We start from the raw sequence: 18659 nt of genomic DNA on the forward strand, positions 1-18659 counted from the left end.
AGATTAAGCTGGCGGGCATTCCGGGGGAATCCGGTGAGGGGCTGCCATGGTGATCGACCAGAACGTCCGGACGACGGATGTGGGCGAGGCGGAGAAGCTGCTCGCCCAGGTGTACAACCGGGCCCGGGTCATGGAGTCCGAGCACCCGTTCGTGTTCCAGCAGTCGATCCGTGGCGACGAGCGGGTGAGCGTCGCCCACTACCGCGCCGAGGGCCGCGCGGACGTGTCGGTGGACATCGAGGGTCTGCTGGGTATCGGCACCCGGTTATCCGGCACCTACCGGGCGTCCTCCAACGGGATGGACGTCGACCCGGACGGCGCGTTCGTGCTCGGCCCCGGTCCGGCGGCTTCGTCTTTCGCGGACCTGGATCTGATCATGGTCTACCTCGACCTCGACGCGTTGGCGGGGGCGGCCGACGCGCGCCGCCGCGTCTCGTCGGTGAAGTTGGGCTCCTTAGCCCCGTTGACGCCGGCGCTGAATCAGCAGTGGCGGCACGTGCACCAATTCGCGATCGATACGCTCGCCGATCCTGCCCTGTTGAACAACGACCTGATCCGCCGGTCGGTGAGCGACCTGCTGCTCGCCAACGCGCAGGCGTGCTTCGCCGTCGAGGTGGACGCGGCGGCCGCGGGCCACGAGGCCCGTCCGGCGACACTGCGCCGGGCCATGCGGTTCATCGAGGACAACGCGACGCAGCCGATCGGCGTCGAACAGATCGCTGAGGCGGCCCGGCTGAGCACGCGCGGGGTGCAGGACCTCTTCCGCCGTTCGCTCGGTCTCACCCCCACGGGATATCTGCAGCGGGTGCGCTTGGACGGCGCGCACCAGGATCTCGAACGTGGAGACGCGTCGGAGGAGTCGGTTCAGGAGATCGCGCGCCGATGGGGTTTCGTGCACCTGCCGCGCTTCGCAGCGCGGTACCGCGAGGAGTACGGCGAGTACCCGAGGCAGACGCTGCGGCGGTGAGCTGCTGCGGCGTCCGCCTTCCGCTCATCCCTCCGACTCGTCGACCACCGTGTCCCCGTGGCGGTGGGCGACCATCCACCGGCCGTCCTCCCGGCGGTACACCTGGGTCGCTCGCAGCGTGTACGTGCGCGGTTTCCCGTAGACGGAGACCGAGGTGTGTTCGAGCGCTGCGGTATAGGCCATGTCGCCGATGACGTCGAAGGCGACCAGGTCCATGGTCGCGGAGGTGCAGTCGGAGAAGCTGGCCGCGAGGTCCGCGAAGAGCGCGTCGATCTCCTCCTGACCTGTCGCGTCCTTCCAGGCGCCGAACACGCTCACGGGCTCCTTCCGCGACCAGAGTGCGCGTCGCGGGCCGGCATCGCCGTTGTGCAGGGCGAGTTCTGCGTCGAACAGTGGTCCACGGAACCAGCTGAGGAATTCGTCACGGTCCGTCATGGCGGTAGCCTGCTCCGCCCGGGCGGCCTCCGGCAATACGGCAGAAGCAGCGGGAATTCCGGTCTCAGCGCTCCAGGACGTATCGGGGGTTGGTGCGGTAGACGTCCCGGTAGAGCTCGGCGAAGCGTCCGGGATGCGGGAAGCCCCAGCGCGCTGCGATGGCCTGCACGGTGTCGCCGCGCGTCGGGTCCCCGTTGACGATGTCGAGGTGCGCCGCCGCCAGCCGCGCGCGGCGCAGGTGCTCGGCGGGACTCCACGACTGCGGCGAGTGCCCGCGGAACGCCAGTGCCAGCTCGCCCTCGGTGACGCCAGCTGCGGCGGCGATGTCGGCGATCGTGATGGGGAGGGACAGGTGCTCGTCGATGAAGCGGCACGCGCGGCCGTATGCGGCCAGTCCCGTCCGCGCGCCGTGCCGGCGCTCGCTCGCATCGCCGCTCAGCCGGAACCCCTCCAAGGCGGCGAGCGCCAGCGCGTGGTACGCGGTCGCGCGGGAGAGGTCGTTCTCGAGCACGGCTGCGTCCCGCATCAGCGGCACCAGCCGCATCCAGTGCCGCCCCGACGCTGCGGATGCCGGTCGCTGAGCGGTGAACCACGGGCGCATGCTCATCCCGTAGATCGCCGTGGCGAGCTCGGAGAGCGCGCCCGGGTCGAAGTTCACCGTCGTGACCAGGGTGGCGCCGCCGATCCGGCTGGCCATCGGCTCGCGGGGCTGGAAGACCGCCGGCTCCCGGTCGAGCCTGCCCTCCTCGCGGCCGACGCGCCACTCGTACCCCGGGGTGCTGTATGCCACCGTGATCGTGTCGACGTCCGCCTGGACCTGGAAGTCGCCGGACAGGCGGACGTCGACGATCGTGAAGCGGTCCTCGCCGACGGCGGCCTCCTCGTAGCCGCCGAGACCGCCCAGCCGCACGTCGCCGTAGAGGTCCCGGAGCCGCGCCTCCGCGACCTCGGTCGAGTACGCCTCCCGTGCGAACCGGAAGAAACCGCCCATGTGCGCCTCCCTCGCCGAACGCGGAGAGCGGGACGCTGCGCGCTGGTGCCTCCTCTGTACACTCCGGTTCTCCCGCGTTCCAGGGGTGGTGCCCTGTCCGCTGCGATAGCAGGGCGGGTAGGGTCTCAATCGAGCGCCTTGCCGCCATCCCGACCGTTGATCGAGAGGATCCGCATGACCGACAGCCCCGTACCCTCGTTCGAACTGCTCGCCGCGCAGCTGCTGGAGGACCCGGACCTCGACGTCTCGGTCACCGCCACCGGGCTGCACGTGCACGGGAGGCTGTTCGCCTACCTCGACGGCACCGACCTCGCGCTCGACCTCCCGGTCGATCGCGCGGAGGACCTGGTCTCGCGCGAGGTGGCCGAATCCGTTCCGGCCGGCCGCAGCGAGCCGAAGGGCGCCTGGGTGCGCATCGCCGACGCCGAGGACTGGCCGGAGCTGGCCTCCGAGTCGCACCAGTTCGTGGGCGAGCCCGCAGTGGGCCGCGATTCGTGAGCACCCCAGACGCGCCGGTTCCTGACGCGCCGGCTCCCGGCTGGTACCCGGACCCGACCGGCACCGGCGGACTCCGCTGGTGGGACGGTGTGCGCTGGACCGAGCACGCCTCGGCAGGCGCGTCGCCGTACACGCCGCCGGGCCGCCGCCCGCTGCCGGACGGGACGCCGGTGTACACGGTATGGATTTGGCTGGTCGTGACGCTGCCGATCCTCCCGGTGCTGCTGCTGTTCCTGGTGCAACCGCAGGTGATGTTCCGGGAGGTCTCGGTCGGCGGCCGCTCGACGCTGACGGTCGACCCGTTCGCCCTGATCGGCGGTCCGGGCTACTTCCTGCTGGTCGGTCTCGGATGGCTGGTCACCGCAGCCGTGATCGTCTTCTCGTGGCTGGACTACCGGGAGCTCGTCCGCCGCGGCGTCGAGCGCCCGTTCCACTGGGCGTGGTCGTTCCTGGGTCTCGTGTACCCCATCGGCCGCAGCGTGATCGTCCGCGGTGTCGCCGGAGGGCGGGGCCTCGCCCCGCTCTGGGTGGCGATCGGGGTGCAGGTCGCCGCGTTCGTGGTCGCCATGGTGTGGACGATCCTGCTGGTGTCGCAGATCCTGGGCACCGTCTCGCACCAGGTCCCCTACGGAGCCTGAGAGCCCGGTGTCCGGACGCCCCCGCCGCGTCCGTTATGATGGCTGTCGTGCGTCCGCTCGCGGTCGCGCTGGAGACGTCGCATAGTCAGGCCTAGTGCACCACCCTGCTAAGGTGGAGTCCCCGTAAGGGGACCGAGGGTTCAAATCCCTCCGTCTCCGCCGAAAGTAGCGGCTCCGCGATTGCGGAGCCGCTTTTCTGTCTTTCTGCTCCGGGAGAGGCATCGCTATTCCTCCCCGATGTCCTCGTTCCACAGTTCGGGGTGGGATTCGATGAAAGCCCCCATCATGGCGATCAGCTCGGGATCGTTGACGACGGCGATGTCGACGCCCTGCTCTGCCAGCCAGTCCTGGCCGCCGAGGAAGCTCTGGTCGTCGCCGACGACCACGCGGCCGATGCCGAACTGCTTCACCAGGCCCGAGCAGTACCAGCACGGCGACAGGGTGGTGACCATGACCGTATCCCGGTAGCTGCGCTGGCGTCCGGCGTTGCGGAAGGCGTTGGTCTCGGCGTGCATGGAGGCGTCGCCATCCTGGACCCGCCGGTTGTGGCCGCTTCCGAGCAGCCGGCCTTCGCCGTCGAACAGCGCCGCGCCGATCGGGATGCCGCCCTCGTCCGCGCCGCGTCTCGCCTCCGCGGTCGCGACTGCGAGCTTGTCCGCGTCCGTCGGGTAAAGGCGGGGAGTTGCGTCGGCGGCGCTCACGCGACGTCGTCCGCGGCGTCCACGCCGACGATCACCGACGGCTCGGTGTCGAGGCTTGCGCCGAGCTGGACCTTGAACGCGCGGAACAGGATCCAGTAGAGCACGGCCGCGAGCACGAACCCGACGAGCGGGGTGAGGTCGCCGATCGGCGCAGCAGCGGCGATCGGGCCGGTGTAGGACGTCTGAGCCGAGAACAGCCAGATCGACACAGCGCCCGCGACCACGAGCGAGATCCAGCCCGCCGGGTTGCGGTACCGGGCGTGGCTGGTGACCAGGCTCGCGATCTCGGTGCCGCGGCGGAGCCAGCGGTCGGTCAGCACGACGCCGAGCCACGGGGCGATCCAGTAGGCGATGACGAGGAGGAAGCCCTCGTACTTGGCACCGGCGTCCGGCAGCGCGCTCCAGGCGATGAAGAAGCCGATGATGCCGAAGCCGAGTGCGACGATCGCCCTCCGCCAGGCGAACGGGATCCTGATGCCCGCCGCGAGGAACGACATGGCGCCCGAGTAGATGTTCAGCGCGTTGGCGGCGATCGCGCCGACGGCGATCGCGAGAAGCGTGAGGTCGCGGATGACCACCGGCATGTGCGCGGTGAAGGAGGCGGTGGGATCGTCCGGGTTGAAGCCGGCGATCGTGGCCGCAGCGGCGCCGGCGGCCATCAGCACCACGCAGCTGACGAAGTTGCCGAGACCCGCGGCCCAGCCGATGGCCCGGCGGCTGGTGCCGGCGGGGAGGTAGCGGCTGTAGTCGGAGGCGTACGGGTTCCAGCCCGCAGCGTAGCCGAACGCGGCCGCCGCGGTGAGCGTCCAGCCTGCGAAGCTGAAGCCTCCGCCCTTGACGGGTCCGGTCAGGTCCGCGTGCAGGAAGACGGTCACCGTGGCGACCAGGAAGATCGCCCCGAGGATGTAGGTCGCGTACCGCTCGAAGAGCTGCACCAGGTCGTGCCCGATGAAGGCCACGACGACCTCAACGACCACGACGATGAGCAGCGACAGCACCGCGGGCAGACCGGTCAGCGTGGTGAGCGCGAACGCGCCGCTGACGGAGTTGACCGCGAACCAGCCGAGGCCGGCCATGACCGTGTTGAGGGCCGACGGCAGGATGTTGCCGCGGCTGCCGAACGCCGTGCGACCGATGACCATCTGGGCCAGCCCCTCGCGCGGACCCCAGGTCGACAGGATGCCCTGCGTGAGCGCGCCGAGCGCTGTGCCGAAGACGAGCGCGGTCATCGACTGCCAGAAGCCCAGCCCGAAGAACGCGACCGCGATGACGCCGACGAAGATCGTCGCGAACTCGAGATTCGGCGCCGTCCACGTGGCGAACAGCTGCCACGGCGAACCGTGCCGTCGCTCCGGCGGGATCGCCTCGATACCGCCCGATTCGACACTCGTGACATGGGGGCGCTGAGCGTCGGCCGGCGCCGACGCGGCCGTGGGGGTTGTGGTCATGGGGGCAGCATAGGGAGATCCGGCCCTGCGGCCTTTCTCGCCGTCCAAAACGTCACGAGTTGTTTACATGCGGCAAGGAGAAGCGAGACCGGCGCCCCTACTCCGCCCGGATCTCCCCCGACCCCCGCACGACCAGATCCACCCCCAGCACGAAATCCCCGCTCGGCAACGGCACATCGTTCGAGTGCTTCTCCAGCTGCTCGAAGATGCGCTCCGCAGCGGTGGTGCCGATCTCGTTCGGGTGCTGGGCGATCACCGTGACGCCGGGGTCGAGGAGGTCGCCGAGCTCGATGTCGTCGAAGCCCACCAGGGCGACCCGGTGCTGGAGCGAGAGCTTGCGGAGGGCGCGCACGGCTCCGATGGTGATGAGGTTCTGGCTGCTGAAGATCGCCGTCGGGGGATGGGCTGAACTGAGGAGTCGCAGCACCGTGCTCTCGGCGATCGCCGACGTCGCGACGTCCTCGACCACCAGGTAGTCGTCGGGGGCGAGGCCGAAATCGTCCATCGCGCTCACGAAACCCGCCTTGCGCTGGCCCGCCGTCCAGATGCGCGGCTTGTCGAAGAGTCCGGCGATCCGGCGGTGGCCGCGGCTCAGGAGGTGGCGGGCCGCCATCGCCGCTCCGCCGACGTTGTCCGAGCGGACGACGTCCGCCGTGTAGTCCGCCGGCTCGCGGTCGATGAACACCACCGGGACCTTCTTGGGGACGATGTCCGCGAGGTAGGCCTGGCTGCCGGTCGAACAGGTGAGGATGAGGCCGTCCACTTTCCGGCGGAGGAAGTTCTCCACGGCGGCGACCTCGCGCACCGGGTCCTCGTCGAGGCTGGACGCCAGCACGGCGACGCCGTGGTGGGCCGCCACGTCCTCGATGGCGCGGTGGATGGCGGCCGCGAACGGGTTGTCGACGCTTCCCAGGAGGAGGCCGATCGACTTGGTGCGGGTGTGGACGCGCCGCAAGTTGCTGGCGTGGCTGTCCGGCTCCCAGTGCAGCTCGGCGATGGCCGCCCGGACCCGCGCGGCGGTGGTCGCGGCGACGTTCGGCTCGTCGTTGATCACGCGCGACACCGTCTTGATGCCGACTCCGGCCTGACGGGCGACGTCCCGGATCGTGACTCGACCGGTGCTTGTCGAGGCTGAATCCGACAACGATGTCATTGCGAGGGCTCCTGGATTTCCCAAATAGGTGGCGAAACTTCTCGCCGTGTGTCATTATCCCTGATGACACCGTTGTCAGGGCTGAAGGCCCTCGGAGAGAAAGGGGCCGCAAAGATGCCCACCCGATTCCCGCGTCGACCTCGTACGGTCGTGTTCGCATCCCTCGCGATGGCTGCGGCCGTCGCCGCCACCATGACGGCGTGCTCCGCCGGAGGCGCAGGCTCGACGGCCGGCCCGAACGACGAGGTCGGCGTATCGCTCATCGTGAAGACCACGAGCAACCCCTACTTCGTCGCGATGGAGACGGCCGCCAAGGCCGACGCGAAGAAGAACAACGTCAAGCTGACCCTCGCCGCAGGCAAGAAGGACGGCGACACCGACACCCAGATCCAGGCGATCGAGAACGCCATCTCCCGCGGTGACAAGGGCATCCTGATCACTCCGGCCGGCCCCGCGGTGAACAACGAGATCGCGAAGGCCCGGCACGCGGGTCTCTACGTGATCGCCCTCGACACCGTGCCGACGCCGCCCGACACCGTCGACATCACGTACGCCACCGACAACTACGCCGCCGGCCAGTCCATCGGCAAGTGGATGGCCGGGACGCTCGACGGCAAGAAGGCCGTCATCGCGATGATCGACCTGTTCTCCGACCAGGTCGTCTCGGTCGACGTCGATCGCGACCACGGCTTCCTCAACGGGATGGGCATCGACGTCGGCGACAAGAAGAAGAACGGCGGCGAGAAGTCCTCCGGCAAGTACACCGGCGGCACCGGCGGCGACTACGAGATCGTCGGCCACCAGCCCTCGCAGGGCGCCGAGGACGGCGGCCGCACCGCGATGGAGACGCTGCTGTCGAAGAACCCCGACATCAACGTCGTCTACACGATCAACGAGCCCGCCGCCTACGGCGCGTACCAGGCTCTGAAGGCCGCCGGCAAGCAGGACAGCGTCACCATCGTCAGCATCGACGGCGGCTGCACGGGCGTCGGCTACGTGAAGGACGGCATCCTCGGCGCGACCGCGCAGCAGTACCCCTCGAAGATGGCGTCGGCCGGAATGGAGGCGATCGCGAAGATCGCCCGCGGCGGCGAGAAGCCGAAGACCTCCGACGGCCTCGACTTCTTCAACACGGGTTCGACCCTGATCACGAACAAGCCGGTCGACGGGCTGGAGAGCGTGGACGCGACCAAGGGCGCGACCACCTGCTGGGCCAACTGACCCGCTGAGAGGGGCACCCGCCGTCGGGTGCCCCTCTCGAAGCACCACAACTATCTCTGGAGTACCCATGTCAAACACCAACGCGACGTCTTCGCCACCCACGTCATCGCTGAATCTCGCCAGCGAGTTCATCAACCGTCAGACGCCGATGATGCGCGTCCGCGCGGTCCTGCACCGCTACCCCGCCATCAGCCCGGCGATCGTCCTGGTGCTGTCCATCATCGTGTTCGGCGCGATCAACCCGCGGTTCCTCGCGCCGACGAACCTGTCGCTGATCACGCAGCAGGTCGCCGTGATCGGCACCCTCGGTGTCGCAGAGACCCTGGTGATCCTCACCGCCGGCATCGACCTCTCGGTCGGCGCGGCGATGGTCCTGAGCTCGATCGTCATGGGCAACGCGGCGGTGAGCTTCGGGCTCCCGGGCGTCGTGGCACTGCTCCTCGGCCTCGTCACGGGTCTCGCCACCGGGCTCATCAACGGTCTCCTCGTGACCCGGCTCAACCTGCCACCGTTCATCGTCACGCTCGGGACGCTGAGCATCTTCACCGCACTGACCCTTCTGATCTCCAGCGGCGCGACCGTCCAGGGCAACACGATGCCGGGCATCCTCACCTGGACCGGCCTGACCCTCAAGATCTTCGGAGTCGACATCACGTTCGGCGTGCTGCTGATGGTCCTGCTCTACCTCGTGATGTCCTTCGTCCTCGGGCGCACGTCGTGGGGCCGCCACGTCTACGCGGTGGGCGACGACAAGGAGGCGGCACGCCTGACCGGTATCCGCGTCAGCCGCGTCCTGCTGAGCGTCTACATCGTCGCCGGCGCCGTCGTCGCGCTGACGGCGTGGATCCAGATCGGCCGCGACTTCGGCTCCAGCCCGAACGCCGCCGTCGACGCCAACCTCAACGCGATCACCGCGGTGGTGATCGGCGGGACCAGCCTGTTCGGCGGCCGCGGCAACATCTGGGGCACCCTGCTCGGTGCTCTCATCGTCGGCGTGTTCCGCAACGGTCTCGCGCTGGCCGGACTCGACGTCCTCTACCAGACCCTCGCGGTCGGCGTCCTCGTCATCGTCGCGGTCTCCATCGACCAGTGGATTCGAAAGGTCCGAAAGTGAATACCATCACCGAAACCCGCACCCCGGTCCTGGCCGCCCGCCGGCTGGTGAAGACCTACGGACACGTCGTAGGACTGGACGGCGTCAGCCTCGAGCTCTACGCCGGAGAGGTCCTGGCGATCATCGGGGACAACGGCGCAGGCAAGACGACGCTGATCAAGTGCCTCACCGGTGCCGAGATCCCGGACGAGGGCGAGATCCGGCTCGACGGCGAGCTCGTCCACTTCCGCCGACCGCAGGATGCGCGCGAAGCAGGGATCGAGACCGTCTACCAGTCGCTCGCCGTGTCCCCCGCTCTGGATGTGGCCGCGAACATGTACCTCGGACGCGAGCTCCGCCGCCCGGGATTCCTGGGTTCCGTATTGCGGATGGTCGACACGAAGACCATGCGTCAGCGCGCGAAGGCGGAGCTGACGGAGCTGGGTATCTCGACCCTGCAGGACGTCGCCGTCCCGATCGAGAACCTGTCCGGAGGCCAGCGCCAGGCCGTCGCCGTGGCGCGCGCCGCCGCGTTCGGCTCCAAGGTCGTGGTCCTGGACGAGCCGACGGCCGCGCTGGGCGTCCGCGAGTCCAACCAGGTCCTGGACCTGATCAAGCGCCTGCGCGACAAGGGCGTCCCGGTGATCCTGATCAGCCACAACATGCCGCACGTCTTCGAGGTCGCCGACCGCATCCACATCCAGCGTCTCGGCAAGCGTGCGGCGACGATCACGCCGGAGTCCCACTCCATGACCGAGGCCGTCGCGATCATGACGGGAGCCCAGAAGGAATGAGCGACCGCCGATTCCTCTACGCCGAGATCGACGCGCTGCCCGGGTCGGAGGACGAGGTCGCCCTCCTGCTCACCGGCTACGGGCTCCGCGTGCGCGAAGAGCCGGGCAACCGGCAGTTCGAGGCGTTCAACCCGGACGGCGACCCTGCGAAGTTCTTCGTCTACGAGGAGTACGAGTCCGAGGACGCCTTCGAGGACCACAAGAGCGCCGACTACTGCGCGCGGTTCAACGAATCGCTGGCTCCGCTCGTCGTCGGCGGCGCATCCCGTCTGACGCTGCTGGACCCGCTGACGTGAACCCGGCCACCGCCCCGCGCGCGCTCGTCGTCGGAGAGTCGCTGGTGGATGTGGTCGAGCGCGGGTCGTCTTCCAGCGCGCATCCCGGCGGGAGTCCGCTGAACGTGGCGTTCGGCCTCGCCCGCCTCGGGATCCCGGTCACGTTCGTCACGGAATTCGGGGACGACGCGTACGGGGACCTGCTCGCCGGCCACCTCCGCTCGGCCGGCGTGGAGACCATCAACCGCCCGGAAGGCAAGGCGACCTCGGTCGCCACGGCGCACATCGGCGCGGACGGCGCGGCCGGATACGACTTCTCGCTGACGTGGGACTTGCGAGCACCCGCAGTGCCGGCCGCGGACCTGTTCCATACCGGCTCGATCGGCGCCCTCCGCGAACCCGGATCCGGCGCCGTCCGGCAGCTCGTCGAGGCGGTGGCTCCCGGAACCCTCGTCAGCTTCGACCCGAACATCCGCCCGGCGCTGATGGGCGACGCTGCGTCGCTGCGGGACCTGGTCGGCTGGTACTGCCGGCACGCCCACCTCGTGAAGCTCAGCGATGAGGACGCCGCGTGGCTGTTCCCGGGATGGGCGCACCACGCCGTGCTCGACTGGGTTCTGGAACAGGGCACCCGCGTGGCGGTGCTCACGCGCGGCGCGCACGGGAGCATCCTCCGCAGCCGCGACGCGGAGGTGGAGCTCCACGCCATACCGACGACAGTCGTCGACACGATCGGTGCGGGCGACGCCTACATGGCCGGGCTGCTCGCCGGCGTGGGACACACCGGCGCAGGCGCCGAGCTGCACGCCGGCCACGTCTCCGAGACATCGCTGCGGGCCATCGGCGAGACGGCGTCCGCCGTCGCCGCGCTCACGGTGGGCCGGGCAGGAGCGATGCCGCCCACCCTCCCCGAAGTAGAGGCCCTGGCCAGAGCACGGAGCCTGCACCTCACCACCTAGAACGAAAGTCGAGTCGATGAAGACATCACAACGGTTCACCACGGTCGCGATCGCGACTGTTCTCGCTCTGGGCGGTATCGCCGGCGGTGCAACGCCCGCCCTGGCAACCACCCCCACCGACAGCCGGCCCTACTACCACTACACGCCGCAGCAGAACTGGATGAACGACCCCAACGGGCTCATCTACTACGGCGGCAAGTACCACCTCTTCTACCAGTACAACGCGACCGGGAACACGGGCGGCAACGCCTCCTGGGGTCACGCCGTCAGCACGGACCTGACCCACTGGAAGCAGCTGCCGATCGCCATCCCCTCCGATGCGAACGAGGAGGTCTGGTCGGGCAGCGTCGTGAACGACAGCACGAACACCAGCGGACTCGGCACCGGCACGACCGGCCCTCTGGTGGCCGTCTACACCAGCGCGGTCCGCGCGACGGGCGTCCAGCGGCAGTCCATCGCCTACAGCACCGACGGAGGCACCACCTGGACCAAGTACGCGGACAATCCCGTCATCGACATCGGCTCCCACAACTTCCGTGACCCGAAGGTCTTCTGGTACGCCCCGGCGAAGGAGTGGCGGATGGTGGTCGTGCTCTCGGACCAGCACAAGGTCGCGATCTACGGGTCGTCCAACCTGAAGGACTGGACGGAGAAGAGCGAGTTCGGCCCGGACGGCGTGACCTCCGCGGTGTGGGAGTGCCCCGACCTGTTCCCTCTGCAGCTGGACGGCAAAGCGGATGCCACGAAGTGGGTGCTCACCGTCAACGTGGCGGGGAAGGCGGAGTACTTCGTCGGGTCCTTCGACGGGACCACGTTCACGAACGGTGAGGCTCCGTACACGGCCCCGGCGGGCACGGTCATCAACGACTTCGAGGCGGCGACCTACGGGGCGGGATGGACGGCGACCGGCACCGCGTTCGGCGACGGCCCCGCACACGACACGGGCGTCTCGGGCGCCCTCGGCGCGGGGTACGTGGACACGTTCCACCACTCGGACGCCGAGACCGGGACGCTGACCTCGCCCACGTTCACCATCGACAAGAAGAACCTCAACTTCCTGATTGCGGGCGGGAAGCATCCATACGTCGAGGGGGGTCGATCGCGGCACCGGCCGGTGACACGTTCCAGGACTTCGAGGGCGACTCGCTCCCGGGCTGGACCGGCACGGGCGACTTCACTGGCATCGCGCCGTCGAAGGAGAACCTGAGCGGCCAGCTCGGCGGCGGTGTCCTCGACACCTGCCAGTCGGGCTGCGACAGCGCGGAGGGCACCATCACCTCCCCCGCCTTCACCATCACGCACCCGTACATCGATCTGCTGACCGCGGGCGGCAAGCACCCGTGGGGGCAGAGCAACCCGACCGCCGTGAACCTCATCGTCGACGGCGCCGTCGTCGATAGCGTCACCGGCAACGACTCCGGCAGCATGGACTGGGTGTACCTGGATGCGTCCGCGTACCTCGGCCGTCAGGCCACCCTGCAGGTCGTCGACCAGAACGACGGAAGCGCCGGTTGGGGCCACATGATGGTCGACAACGTCGTCTTCTCGGACTCCATCGCGCGCCCCTGGAACACCGAGACCGGCGCGAACCTGATCGTGAACGGGAAGGTCGTCCGCACCGCCACGGGCAACGACAGCGGCGCCCTCGACTGGACCAACTGGGACCTGAGCGACCTCCAGGGTCAGCAGGCGCAGCTCCAGCTCGTTGACCTCAGCACCGGCGGGTGGGGCCACCTCATCGCCGACCAGTTCATGCTCTCCGACCAGCCCGCGCTGAGCTCCCTGAAGCGGGCGCACTGGATCGACGAGGGGCGCGACTTCTACGCGGCCGTCACCTTCAACGACGCCCCCTCGAACAAGCGGATAATGCTCGGCTGGATGAACAACTGGGACTATGCGAACACCATCCCGTCCGACGGCTGGCGCGGCTCGCAATCCGTTCCCCGGTTGCTGTCGCTGCGCACGATCGACGGGCAGCCGCGGATCGTCCAGTCGGTGGTCCCCCAGGTGAGCGCGCTGGCGCAGCTCAGCAAGCTCCAGGTCGCCCCGCCCACCGCCATCCCGGCGGGGACGAAGCCGCTGAAGGTCACGACGCCGGCGAACGCGGTGCGGGTGGATGCGGTGCTCGCCGCCGGCTCCGCGAAGAGCTTCGGGCTGCAGCTGCTCCGGTCGGCCGACGGGTCTCAGTACGTCGGTGTGTCGTATGACACGGCGACCAAGACGCTGAGCGTGGACCGGACGCACTCGGGCGACGTCGGGTTCAACAGCGCCTTCCCGAGCGTCGACGGGACGGTCGTCCCGCTCGATCACGGCCTGCTGCGGCTGGAGCTGTACCTGGACAAGACCTCGATCGAGGCCTTCGCCCAGGGCGGCCGGGCCTCGCTGACGGATCTGGTGTTCCCCGCCGCCGGCAGCAACGGGGTGGCCCTCACTGCGAGCGGCGGGACGGCCGGGCTCGTGCTGCTGACCGTGAAGCCGCTGGCGAATGCGATGAGCGGCGCCTACTCCGGGTGATGCGGTGAACGGCCGGGTCCCGCGGGTGAGGGCCCGGCCGTTCAGGCGCCGGGGGCGTTCAGGCGCTGGGGGCGCTCTCGCCCGATGCTGCGAGCGTCGCGGCGAGGCTCGCCGCGATGGTGACGCCGGCCAGCTGCCGCTCCGCCGCGCGCTCGGCCTCCTGGTAGACCTCGCCGAGGGTGGGGCCGATGCTCCTGCCGATCGGGCAGTCCTGGGAGGGCGGCGAGGTGTGGAGGCCGAAGAGCGGTTCGTCGGCGAGGGCGTGCCGCACGTCCGCGAGCGTGATCTGGTCGGCGGGCCGGGCAAGCGTCCAGCCAGCGTTCGCGCCGCGCTGCGACTCGACCAGGCCGGCTTCTCGGAGTTGCCCGAGAAGCCGGCGGATGACCACGGGGTTCGTCTTCACGCTGCCCGCGATCCCCTCTGATGTCGCCGGGCCACCGCCGTGCCCGGCGTGGAGTTCGATCCACTCCAGCGAGTGGATGGCGATCGTCAATCGCGAGTTCGCGCTCATCGGTCGCCCTCCGCCGCGGGGGTGCCCTTGATGAGCTTGGCCGTCCCCCAGGCGGAGCCGGGGTTCGCGCGTCCGGGCTGAGCCGCCAGCAACCGGCGGTAGAAGTCGAGGGCGTCGGCCGACGTCGCCGCGATCTCCTCCACGTCGCGGAGGTACTGGATGGTCGCGTCGATGTCGGCGGGGAGTCGCCGTTCTGTGGCTGCTTGTGTCCGCTGACGACGAAGGTCGGCTGAAGCGCCTTCAGCCGCTCCAGGCCGGCGATCCAGTCCTGCCGGGTCTCCGACGTGGTTTCGGCGAGGTATGGATACGTGGCGTTGTAGACGACGTCGCCGCCCACGATGAGGCCGAGGCTCGGCACCCACAGGGCGGTGCTGCCGTCCGTGTCCGTGTAGCCCGTCTCGATGACGCGCAGCTCGTTCCCTTCGAGCTCGAAGCGGTCGCCGTCGAGCGCATCCGGAAACTCGACCGGGGGATCTGACCGGGGAACAGCTTCTCCCAGAAGCCGGCCAGGTACGTCGGGTCCGCCTGCGTGTGCAACGTGGCGATCGTCCCGGTCGTTGCGAGGACGCGGACCCCGGGGAAGGCCGCACGCAGCTGCCCGATGCCGAAGGCGTGGTCGCCGTGACCGTGGGTGATGTACACCGCGGCAAGGGTCCTGTCGTGCTCGCGGATCCACTCGATCAGCCGATCGTTCTGCTCCGTGGTGGTGAACGTGTCCACCAGGACGGCGTCGCGTTCGCCCCAGATCAGCGTCGAGGAGTTCGCCACCCAGCGCAGGTCGGCGTCGCCTTCCGGGAGGTCTCTGGTGACACCCGCGCGCTGTTCGGTCGTGACCTCGTAGTGGAGTTCGTTCGGCATGAAGCCAATGTAACTGTAATGGTTACGTTAAGCAAGGCTGCACCCATCCTTCGAACCGCTTCGACGCCTAAAACGCCTCCGCAAGCCCCTTTTGGGCCATTCAGCGGGCCTCCACCACGGAATTGTGCAAGCGATTCGTTCGAATTACTTGACGGACGGCAATCGACGGGTCTAATTTCCCCCTGAAGCTATCGAACCGGTTCGACTCTTCGAACCCCGATGCAAGGGAGCATCCATGAAGTCGCCTCTCTCTGATGGCGCCCTCTCCGGTCCGCCGCGCAGAAGCTCTGTGCGCGGCATCACCGCGGGAGTCGCCACCATCGCCCTCCTCGCCGCCGGGGGCGCGCTCGCCTCCGCCCCGGCCCAGGCCGCGCCGACCGCGGCCAACACGCTGACGGTCAACGCCGATCAGACCTTCCGGCCGGTGAGCCACGTGGCCACCGGCTCCCTCTACGGCCTGGCCAACGCGACCACCCCCTCGGATGCGCTCGTGCAGGCGATCAAGCCGACCGAGTTCGTCATGAAGCCCATCGGCGGAAAGCAGCAGCCGACCGGAGACATCGGCGTGACCTGGCAGAAGGCGGCCGCCGCCGGAGCCAAGGTCGTCGACCGGCTCTCGGACTACTACGCCGGCTGGCCCTACCAGTTCAGCTGGAGCACCTGGGATCAGGTCGTCACCGACCAGGTCCACCAGGTGCAGGCCTCGGGCATGACCAACCTCGCCGCGTACGCCCCCTGGAACGAGTCCGACAACACCTGGCTCGCCTCCAACGGCACCTTCGAGGACTTCTGGACACACACCTACCGGCTCATCCGCAGCCTCGACCCCACCACGCCGATCCAAGGTCCGAGCCTGTCGGACAACATCGGCGACATGCAGAACTTCCTCAACAACGCCGTCGCGACGAACACGGTGCCCGACATCCTGGCCTGGCATGAACTGGAGACCTCGTCGAAGATCGCCGGCGACGTCGCCAAGGTGCAGGCGATGGAGGACGCGCTGGGCATCCAGCGCCGCCCGATCGACATCGAGGAGTACGCCGCCCCGGCAGAGGTCGGCATCCCCGGTTCGCTGGTGGGCTACATCGCGAAGTTCGAACGCCTCGGGATCAACAGCGCGGAGCTCGCCTTCTGGAACCAGTCCGGCGCGCTCGGCGACCTCCTCACCGGTCAGGGCGGCAACCCCAACGGCGCGTACTGGCTGTACAAGTGGTACGCCGACATGAACGGCGACATGGTCACCACCACGCCGCCGGGCAACAACAATTTCGACGCCGCCGCGGCGGTCACCTCCGACAAGAAGGAGGTGGACGTCATCACCGGCGGGACGTCCGGTACGGCGGGCATCCGCGTCGCCGGGCTCGACAAGCTGGCGCTCGGCTCGAAGGTGAACGTGAAGCTCGAGTTCACGCCGTCGTACGGCCGCACCGTGGCCGTGGCCGCGCCCACCACCATCTCCACGACCACCTACCAGGTCGGCGCCGACGGCTCGATCACGGTGCCGGTCGTGATGAACCCCGCGTACGGGTACCACCTCGTGGTCACCCCGGCGGCGGACACCACCGACCTCTCCGGCACGTACACGATCACCAACGTCAACAGCGGCCTCGCCCTCGACACCCAGTCGTCCGCGACGGCGGCGGGCACCGCGGCCGTGCAGGCCGCTCCCGCAGCAGGCGGCAGCGCGACCCAGACCTGGCAGCTCGTCGCCGCCGGGTCGGGGCTGTACAAGATCGTCAACCCGGCAAGCGGGCTCGTGCTCGGCATCCAGGGCGCGGCCACCTCGACCGGGACACCGGCTGTGGTGTGGGGCGACAGCGGGACCGATGACCACCTGTGGCAGGTCGTTCCGGACGGCAAGGGGAACTACCGCTTCGCGAACTACGGCACCGGGCTCGTGCTCGGCATCGCCGGGATGAGCAAGGTGGCCGGCGCCGGTGTGATCCAGTGGACGGACGGCTCGGTCACCTCCGGGTGCACGGCCACCGGTCCCCGCCAGCCCGGCAAGATCGGCTCGGCCCTGTCGTTCTGCAACAGCACCGCCTACGCCACCCTGCCCACCGGCTCGGTGAGCGGGCTCACCGGCGACTACACGGTCTCCGCCTGGGTGAACCCGGCGAGCAACGCCTCCTGGCAGCGCCTGTTCGACATCGGCTCCAGCAGCAACGCGAGCATGTTCCTCACGCTGAACGACGGGACCGAGCTCCGGTACGCGATCACCACGAGCGGAGCGGGAGGCGAGCAGCGGCTCAACAGCAGCACCAAGACCCTGCCGCTCAACCAGTGGTCGCTGGTGACGGTGACCGTCGCAGGGACCACCGGCACGCTGTACGTCAACGGGCAGGTCGTCGCCACGAACGCGAACCTGACGATCCACCCGTCGGCGTTCGGGCAGAGCACGCGCAACTACATCGGCAAGTCGCAGTACAGCGGCGACCCGGCGCTGAACGCCACCGTCGACGACTTCAACATCTACAGCCGCGCGCTCAGCGCCGCGGAGGTCGGTGCTCTGGCGTCGGGTCAGGCGGGAAGCGGCGACGTGGTGCACTACGCCTTCGATGAGGCGAGCGGTGCCACGCTGGTCGACTCCTCGGGCGCCGGACGCAACGGCACCGTCGTCCCGGGCAACTCCTCGACGACGAACACCTCCGCGACCGACGCGCAGACCGCCGATCACTTCTGGACGCTCCACGCGGTCACCGCGCCGGCTGCGCCCACCGGGGTGGCGGCCACCGCGACGACCTCGACGGTGACGGTGAACTGGACGCCCGCAACCGATGACGGTGGCTCGCCTGTGACCGGGTACCGCGTCTACCGTCAGGGCGTCACCGATCCGGTGGCGACGGTCGGTGCCGACGCGACCTCGGCCGACGTCACCGGCGTCTGGCCGGGCGACACCGCCGTCTTCGCGGTCTCCGCTGTGAACGCGGCGGGCGAGGGCGCGAAGTCGGGGTGGAGCGCGCCGGTGGTCGTGCCCGATGGAGCGACCTCCAAGCCGGGCCAGGCCGTCCTGTCGAACGACAACGGCTGGGACACGGGTCTCAAGGACGGCGACTACAACGTCGTGATGAACCTGTGGCGCGGAGAGGACGGATCGATCTACCGCCTGTACGAGAACGGCACACTGATCGCGACCAAGCAGCTGACCTTCGGCGGCACGGGCGCTCAGACCCTGTCCATCCCGGTGCACGGCAAGACCAACGGCACCTACGTGTACACGGGCGAGCTCGTGAACAGCCAGGGGACGACGGCCACCACCAGCACCACTGTGAAGGTCACCGACGCCAACCCGGGGACGCCGGTGCTCAGCAACGACGACTGGAACGGCGGAGGCACCTACACGGTGACGGCCAACCTGTGGTGGGGCACCAACGCCACCTCGTACACGTTCTACGAGAACGGCGTTGCGGTGGGGCAGGGCCAGCTGACGGCGAACACGCCGAACGCCCAGACCGCCACGCTCGCCGTGCAGGGGAAGGACAAGGGCACGTACGTGTACCGGGTCGACTTCACCAACGCGGCAGGCACCACGAGCAGCAAGACGATGACGGTCACCGTCGTCAAGTAGGGGAGGCGGGAGGCGGGGCCGGTGCGAAGCCGGCC

19 protein-coding genes and 1 tRNA gene are annotated in these 18659 nt (G+C 69.1%); 12 read left to right on the forward strand and 8 right to left on the reverse strand.

What is annotated here, in order from left to right:
* Window positions 1–46: 46 nt before the first annotated feature.
* Window positions 47–967, forward strand: coding sequence for a helix-turn-helix transcriptional regulator (locus tag ACRAWB_RS14715; protein WP_431353995.1), 921 nt, complete (start codon window positions 47–49; stop codon window positions 965–967).
* 24 nt (window positions 968–991) lie between these two features.
* On the opposite strand, the gene ACRAWB_RS14720 is transcribed toward ACRAWB_RS14715, so the two are convergent.
* Together ACRAWB_RS14720 and ACRAWB_RS14725 are read right to left on the reverse strand one after the other, a co-directional pair.
* Window positions 992–1402: a nuclear transport factor 2 family protein gene (locus tag ACRAWB_RS14720; protein WP_431353996.1), complete on the reverse strand. Its 411-nt coding sequence runs from the start codon at window positions 1400–1402 to the stop codon at window positions 992–994.
* A 64-nt stretch (window positions 1403–1466) separates the two neighbouring features.
* Entirely contained in the window at window positions 1467–2393 is a 927-nt protein-coding gene (locus ACRAWB_RS14725) for a helix-turn-helix domain-containing protein (RefSeq protein ID WP_431353997.1), read from the reverse strand.
* 174 nt (window positions 2394–2567) lie between these two features.
* On the opposite strand from ACRAWB_RS14725, the gene ACRAWB_RS14730 reads away from it, so the two are divergent.
* The 3 genes from ACRAWB_RS14730 (at window position 2568) to ACRAWB_RS14740 (ending at window position 3688) form a co-directional block, all read left to right on the forward strand.
* Window positions 2568–2891 (forward strand): hypothetical protein, encoded by a 324-nt coding sequence (locus ACRAWB_RS14730; RefSeq protein ID WP_431353998.1) that lies wholly within the window; start codon window positions 2568–2570, stop codon window positions 2889–2891.
* Complete coding sequence (locus ACRAWB_RS14735; RefSeq protein ID WP_431353999.1) at window positions 2888–3529, forward strand: DUF2510 domain-containing protein; 642 nt, start codon at window positions 2888–2890, stop codon at window positions 3527–3529. Before ACRAWB_RS14730 ends, ACRAWB_RS14735 begins: the two co-directional genes overlap by 4 nt.
* Window positions 3530–3599: 70 nt before the next feature.
* A tRNA-Ser gene (locus tag ACRAWB_RS14740) sits at window positions 3600–3688 on the forward strand.
* Window positions 3689–3753: 65 nt separating this feature from the next.
* Here the strand turns inward: ACRAWB_RS14740 and ACRAWB_RS14745 are convergent.
* The 3 genes from ACRAWB_RS14745 to ACRAWB_RS14755 form a co-directional block, all read right to left on the reverse strand.
* Entirely contained in the window at window positions 3754–4230 is a 477-nt protein-coding gene (locus ACRAWB_RS14745; protein ID WP_431354000.1) for a nucleoside deaminase, read from the reverse strand.
* Window positions 4227–5678 carry a purine-cytosine permease family protein gene (locus ACRAWB_RS14750; protein ID WP_431354001.1) on the reverse strand — a complete coding sequence of 484 codons (1452 nt, stop codon included), beginning with the start codon at window positions 5676–5678 and terminating at the stop codon, window positions 4227–4229. Before ACRAWB_RS14750 ends, ACRAWB_RS14745 begins: the two co-directional genes overlap by 4 nt.
* A 97-nt stretch (window positions 5679–5775) precedes the next feature.
* The gene (locus tag ACRAWB_RS14755) at window positions 5776–6831 is read right to left on the reverse strand and encodes a LacI family DNA-binding transcriptional regulator (RefSeq protein WP_431354002.1); all 1056 of its coding nucleotides are present in this window, start codon (window positions 6829–6831) and stop codon (window positions 5776–5778) included.
* A gap of 114 nt (window positions 6832–6945) precedes the next feature.
* On the opposite strand from ACRAWB_RS14755, the gene ACRAWB_RS14760 reads away from it, so the two are divergent.
* The 7 genes from ACRAWB_RS14760 to ACRAWB_RS14790 all read left to right on the forward strand — a co-directional run bounded on the left by ACRAWB_RS14760 (window position 6946) and on the right by ACRAWB_RS14790 (window position 13687).
* Window positions 6946–8052 (forward strand): substrate-binding domain-containing protein, encoded by a 1107-nt coding sequence (locus ACRAWB_RS14760; protein WP_431354003.1) that lies wholly within the window; start codon window positions 6946–6948, stop codon window positions 8050–8052.
* A 67-nt stretch (window positions 8053–8119) separates the two neighbouring features.
* On the forward strand, window positions 8120–9166 hold the full coding sequence (locus tag ACRAWB_RS14765; protein WP_431354004.1) for an ABC transporter permease: 1047 nt from the start codon (window positions 8120–8122) through the stop codon (window positions 9164–9166).
* On the forward strand, window positions 9163–9939 hold the full coding sequence (locus tag ACRAWB_RS14770; RefSeq protein WP_431198025.1) for an ATP-binding cassette domain-containing protein: 777 nt from the start codon (window positions 9163–9165) through the stop codon (window positions 9937–9939). Before ACRAWB_RS14765 ends, ACRAWB_RS14770 begins: the two co-directional genes overlap by 4 nt.
* Complete coding sequence (locus ACRAWB_RS14775; RefSeq protein WP_431354005.1) at window positions 9936–10235, forward strand: putative quinol monooxygenase; 300 nt, start codon at window positions 9936–9938, stop codon at window positions 10233–10235. The genes ACRAWB_RS14770 and ACRAWB_RS14775 overlap by 4 nt, the downstream gene beginning before the upstream one ends.
* Complete coding sequence (locus ACRAWB_RS14780) at window positions 10232–11173, forward strand: carbohydrate kinase family protein (protein WP_431354006.1); 942 nt, start codon at window positions 10232–10234, stop codon at window positions 11171–11173. The genes ACRAWB_RS14775 and ACRAWB_RS14780 overlap by 4 nt, the downstream gene beginning before the upstream one ends.
* Before the next feature lie 16 nt (window positions 11174–11189).
* A complete protein-coding gene (locus ACRAWB_RS14785; RefSeq protein WP_431354007.1) occupies window positions 11190–12380 on the forward strand; it encodes a hypothetical protein in 1191 nt (396 codons plus the stop codon).
* Between the two features lie 158 nt (window positions 12381–12538).
* Window positions 12539–13687, forward strand: coding sequence for a GH32 C-terminal domain-containing protein (locus ACRAWB_RS14790; protein WP_431354008.1), 1149 nt, complete (start codon window positions 12539–12541; stop codon window positions 13685–13687).
* A 58-nt stretch (window positions 13688–13745) separates the two neighbouring features.
* Here ACRAWB_RS14790 and ACRAWB_RS14795 read toward each other — a convergent pair whose 3' ends face one another.
* The 3 genes from ACRAWB_RS14795 to ACRAWB_RS14805 all read right to left on the reverse strand — a co-directional run bounded on the left by ACRAWB_RS14795 (window position 13746) and on the right by ACRAWB_RS14805 (window position 15056).
* Window positions 13746–14198: an Rrf2 family transcriptional regulator gene (locus ACRAWB_RS14795; protein ID WP_431354009.1), complete on the reverse strand. Its 453-nt coding sequence runs from the start codon at window positions 14196–14198 to the stop codon at window positions 13746–13748.
* Window positions 14195–14341 (reverse strand): hypothetical protein, encoded by a 147-nt coding sequence (locus ACRAWB_RS14800; RefSeq protein WP_431354010.1) that lies wholly within the window; start codon window positions 14339–14341, stop codon window positions 14195–14197. Before ACRAWB_RS14800 ends, ACRAWB_RS14795 begins: the two co-directional genes overlap by 4 nt.
* 97 nt (window positions 14342–14438) lie before the next feature.
* Complete coding sequence (locus ACRAWB_RS14805) at window positions 14439–15056, reverse strand: MBL fold metallo-hydrolase (protein ID WP_431354011.1); 618 nt, start codon at window positions 15054–15056, stop codon at window positions 14439–14441.
* A 235-nt stretch (window positions 15057–15291) separates the two neighbouring features.
* Here ACRAWB_RS14805 and ACRAWB_RS14810 point away from each other — a divergent pair, with 235 nt between their 5' ends.
* Window positions 15292–18624 carry an RICIN domain-containing protein gene (locus ACRAWB_RS14810; RefSeq protein WP_431354012.1) on the forward strand — a complete coding sequence of 1111 codons (3333 nt, stop codon included), beginning with the start codon at window positions 15292–15294 and terminating at the stop codon, window positions 18622–18624.
* The last annotated feature ends 35 nt before the right edge of the window (window positions 18625–18659 follow it).

It is taken from the genome of Leifsonia poae (genome assembly GCF_050632865.1).
In the GTDB taxonomy this organism is placed as follows: Bacteria; Actinomycetota; Actinomycetes; order Actinomycetales; family Microbacteriaceae; genus Leifsonia; species Leifsonia poae_B.

What these genes read in the sequence shown, in the direction of transcription:
- ACRAWB_RS14715 (WP_431353995.1), top strand. Translation starts at nt 47, where the DNA reads ATGGTGATCGACCAGAACGTCCGGACGACGGATGTGGGCGAGGCGGAG.
- ACRAWB_RS14720 (WP_431353996.1), bottom strand. Translation starts at nt 1,402, where the DNA reads ATGACGGACCGTGACGAATTCCTCAGCTGGTTCCGTGGACCACTGTTC.
- ACRAWB_RS14805 (WP_431354011.1), bottom strand. Translation starts at nt 15,056, where the DNA reads ATGCCGAACGAACTCCACTACGAGGTCACGACCGAACAGCGCGCGGGT.
- ACRAWB_RS14775 (WP_431354005.1), top strand. Translation starts at nt 9,936, where the DNA reads ATGAGCGACCGCCGATTCCTCTACGCCGAGATCGACGCGCTGCCCGGG.
- ACRAWB_RS14760 (WP_431354003.1), top strand. Translation starts at nt 6,946, where the DNA reads ATGCCCACCCGATTCCCGCGTCGACCTCGTACGGTCGTGTTCGCATCC.
- ACRAWB_RS14755 (WP_431354002.1), bottom strand. Translation starts at nt 6,831, where the DNA reads ATGACATCGTTGTCGGATTCAGCCTCGACAAGCACCGGTCGAGTCACG.
- ACRAWB_RS14730 (WP_431353998.1), top strand. Translation starts at nt 2,568, where the DNA reads ATGACCGACAGCCCCGTACCCTCGTTCGAACTGCTCGCCGCGCAGCTG.
- ACRAWB_RS14765 (WP_431354004.1), top strand. Translation starts at nt 8,120, where the DNA reads ATGTCAAACACCAACGCGACGTCTTCGCCACCCACGTCATCGCTGAAT.
- ACRAWB_RS14750 (WP_431354001.1), bottom strand. Translation starts at nt 5,678, where the DNA reads ATGACCACAACCCCCACGGCCGCGTCGGCGCCGGCCGACGCTCAGCGC.
- ACRAWB_RS14795 (WP_431354009.1), bottom strand. Translation starts at nt 14,198, where the DNA reads ATGAGCGCGAACTCGCGATTGACGATCGCCATCCACTCGCTGGAGTGG.
- ACRAWB_RS14725 (WP_431353997.1), bottom strand. Translation starts at nt 2,393, where the DNA reads ATGGGCGGTTTCTTCCGGTTCGCACGGGAGGCGTACTCGACCGAGGTC.
- ACRAWB_RS14785 (WP_431354007.1), top strand. Translation starts at nt 11,190, where the DNA reads ATGAAGACATCACAACGGTTCACCACGGTCGCGATCGCGACTGTTCTC.
- ACRAWB_RS14810 (WP_431354012.1), top strand. Translation starts at nt 15,292, where the DNA reads ATGAAGTCGCCTCTCTCTGATGGCGCCCTCTCCGGTCCGCCGCGCAGA.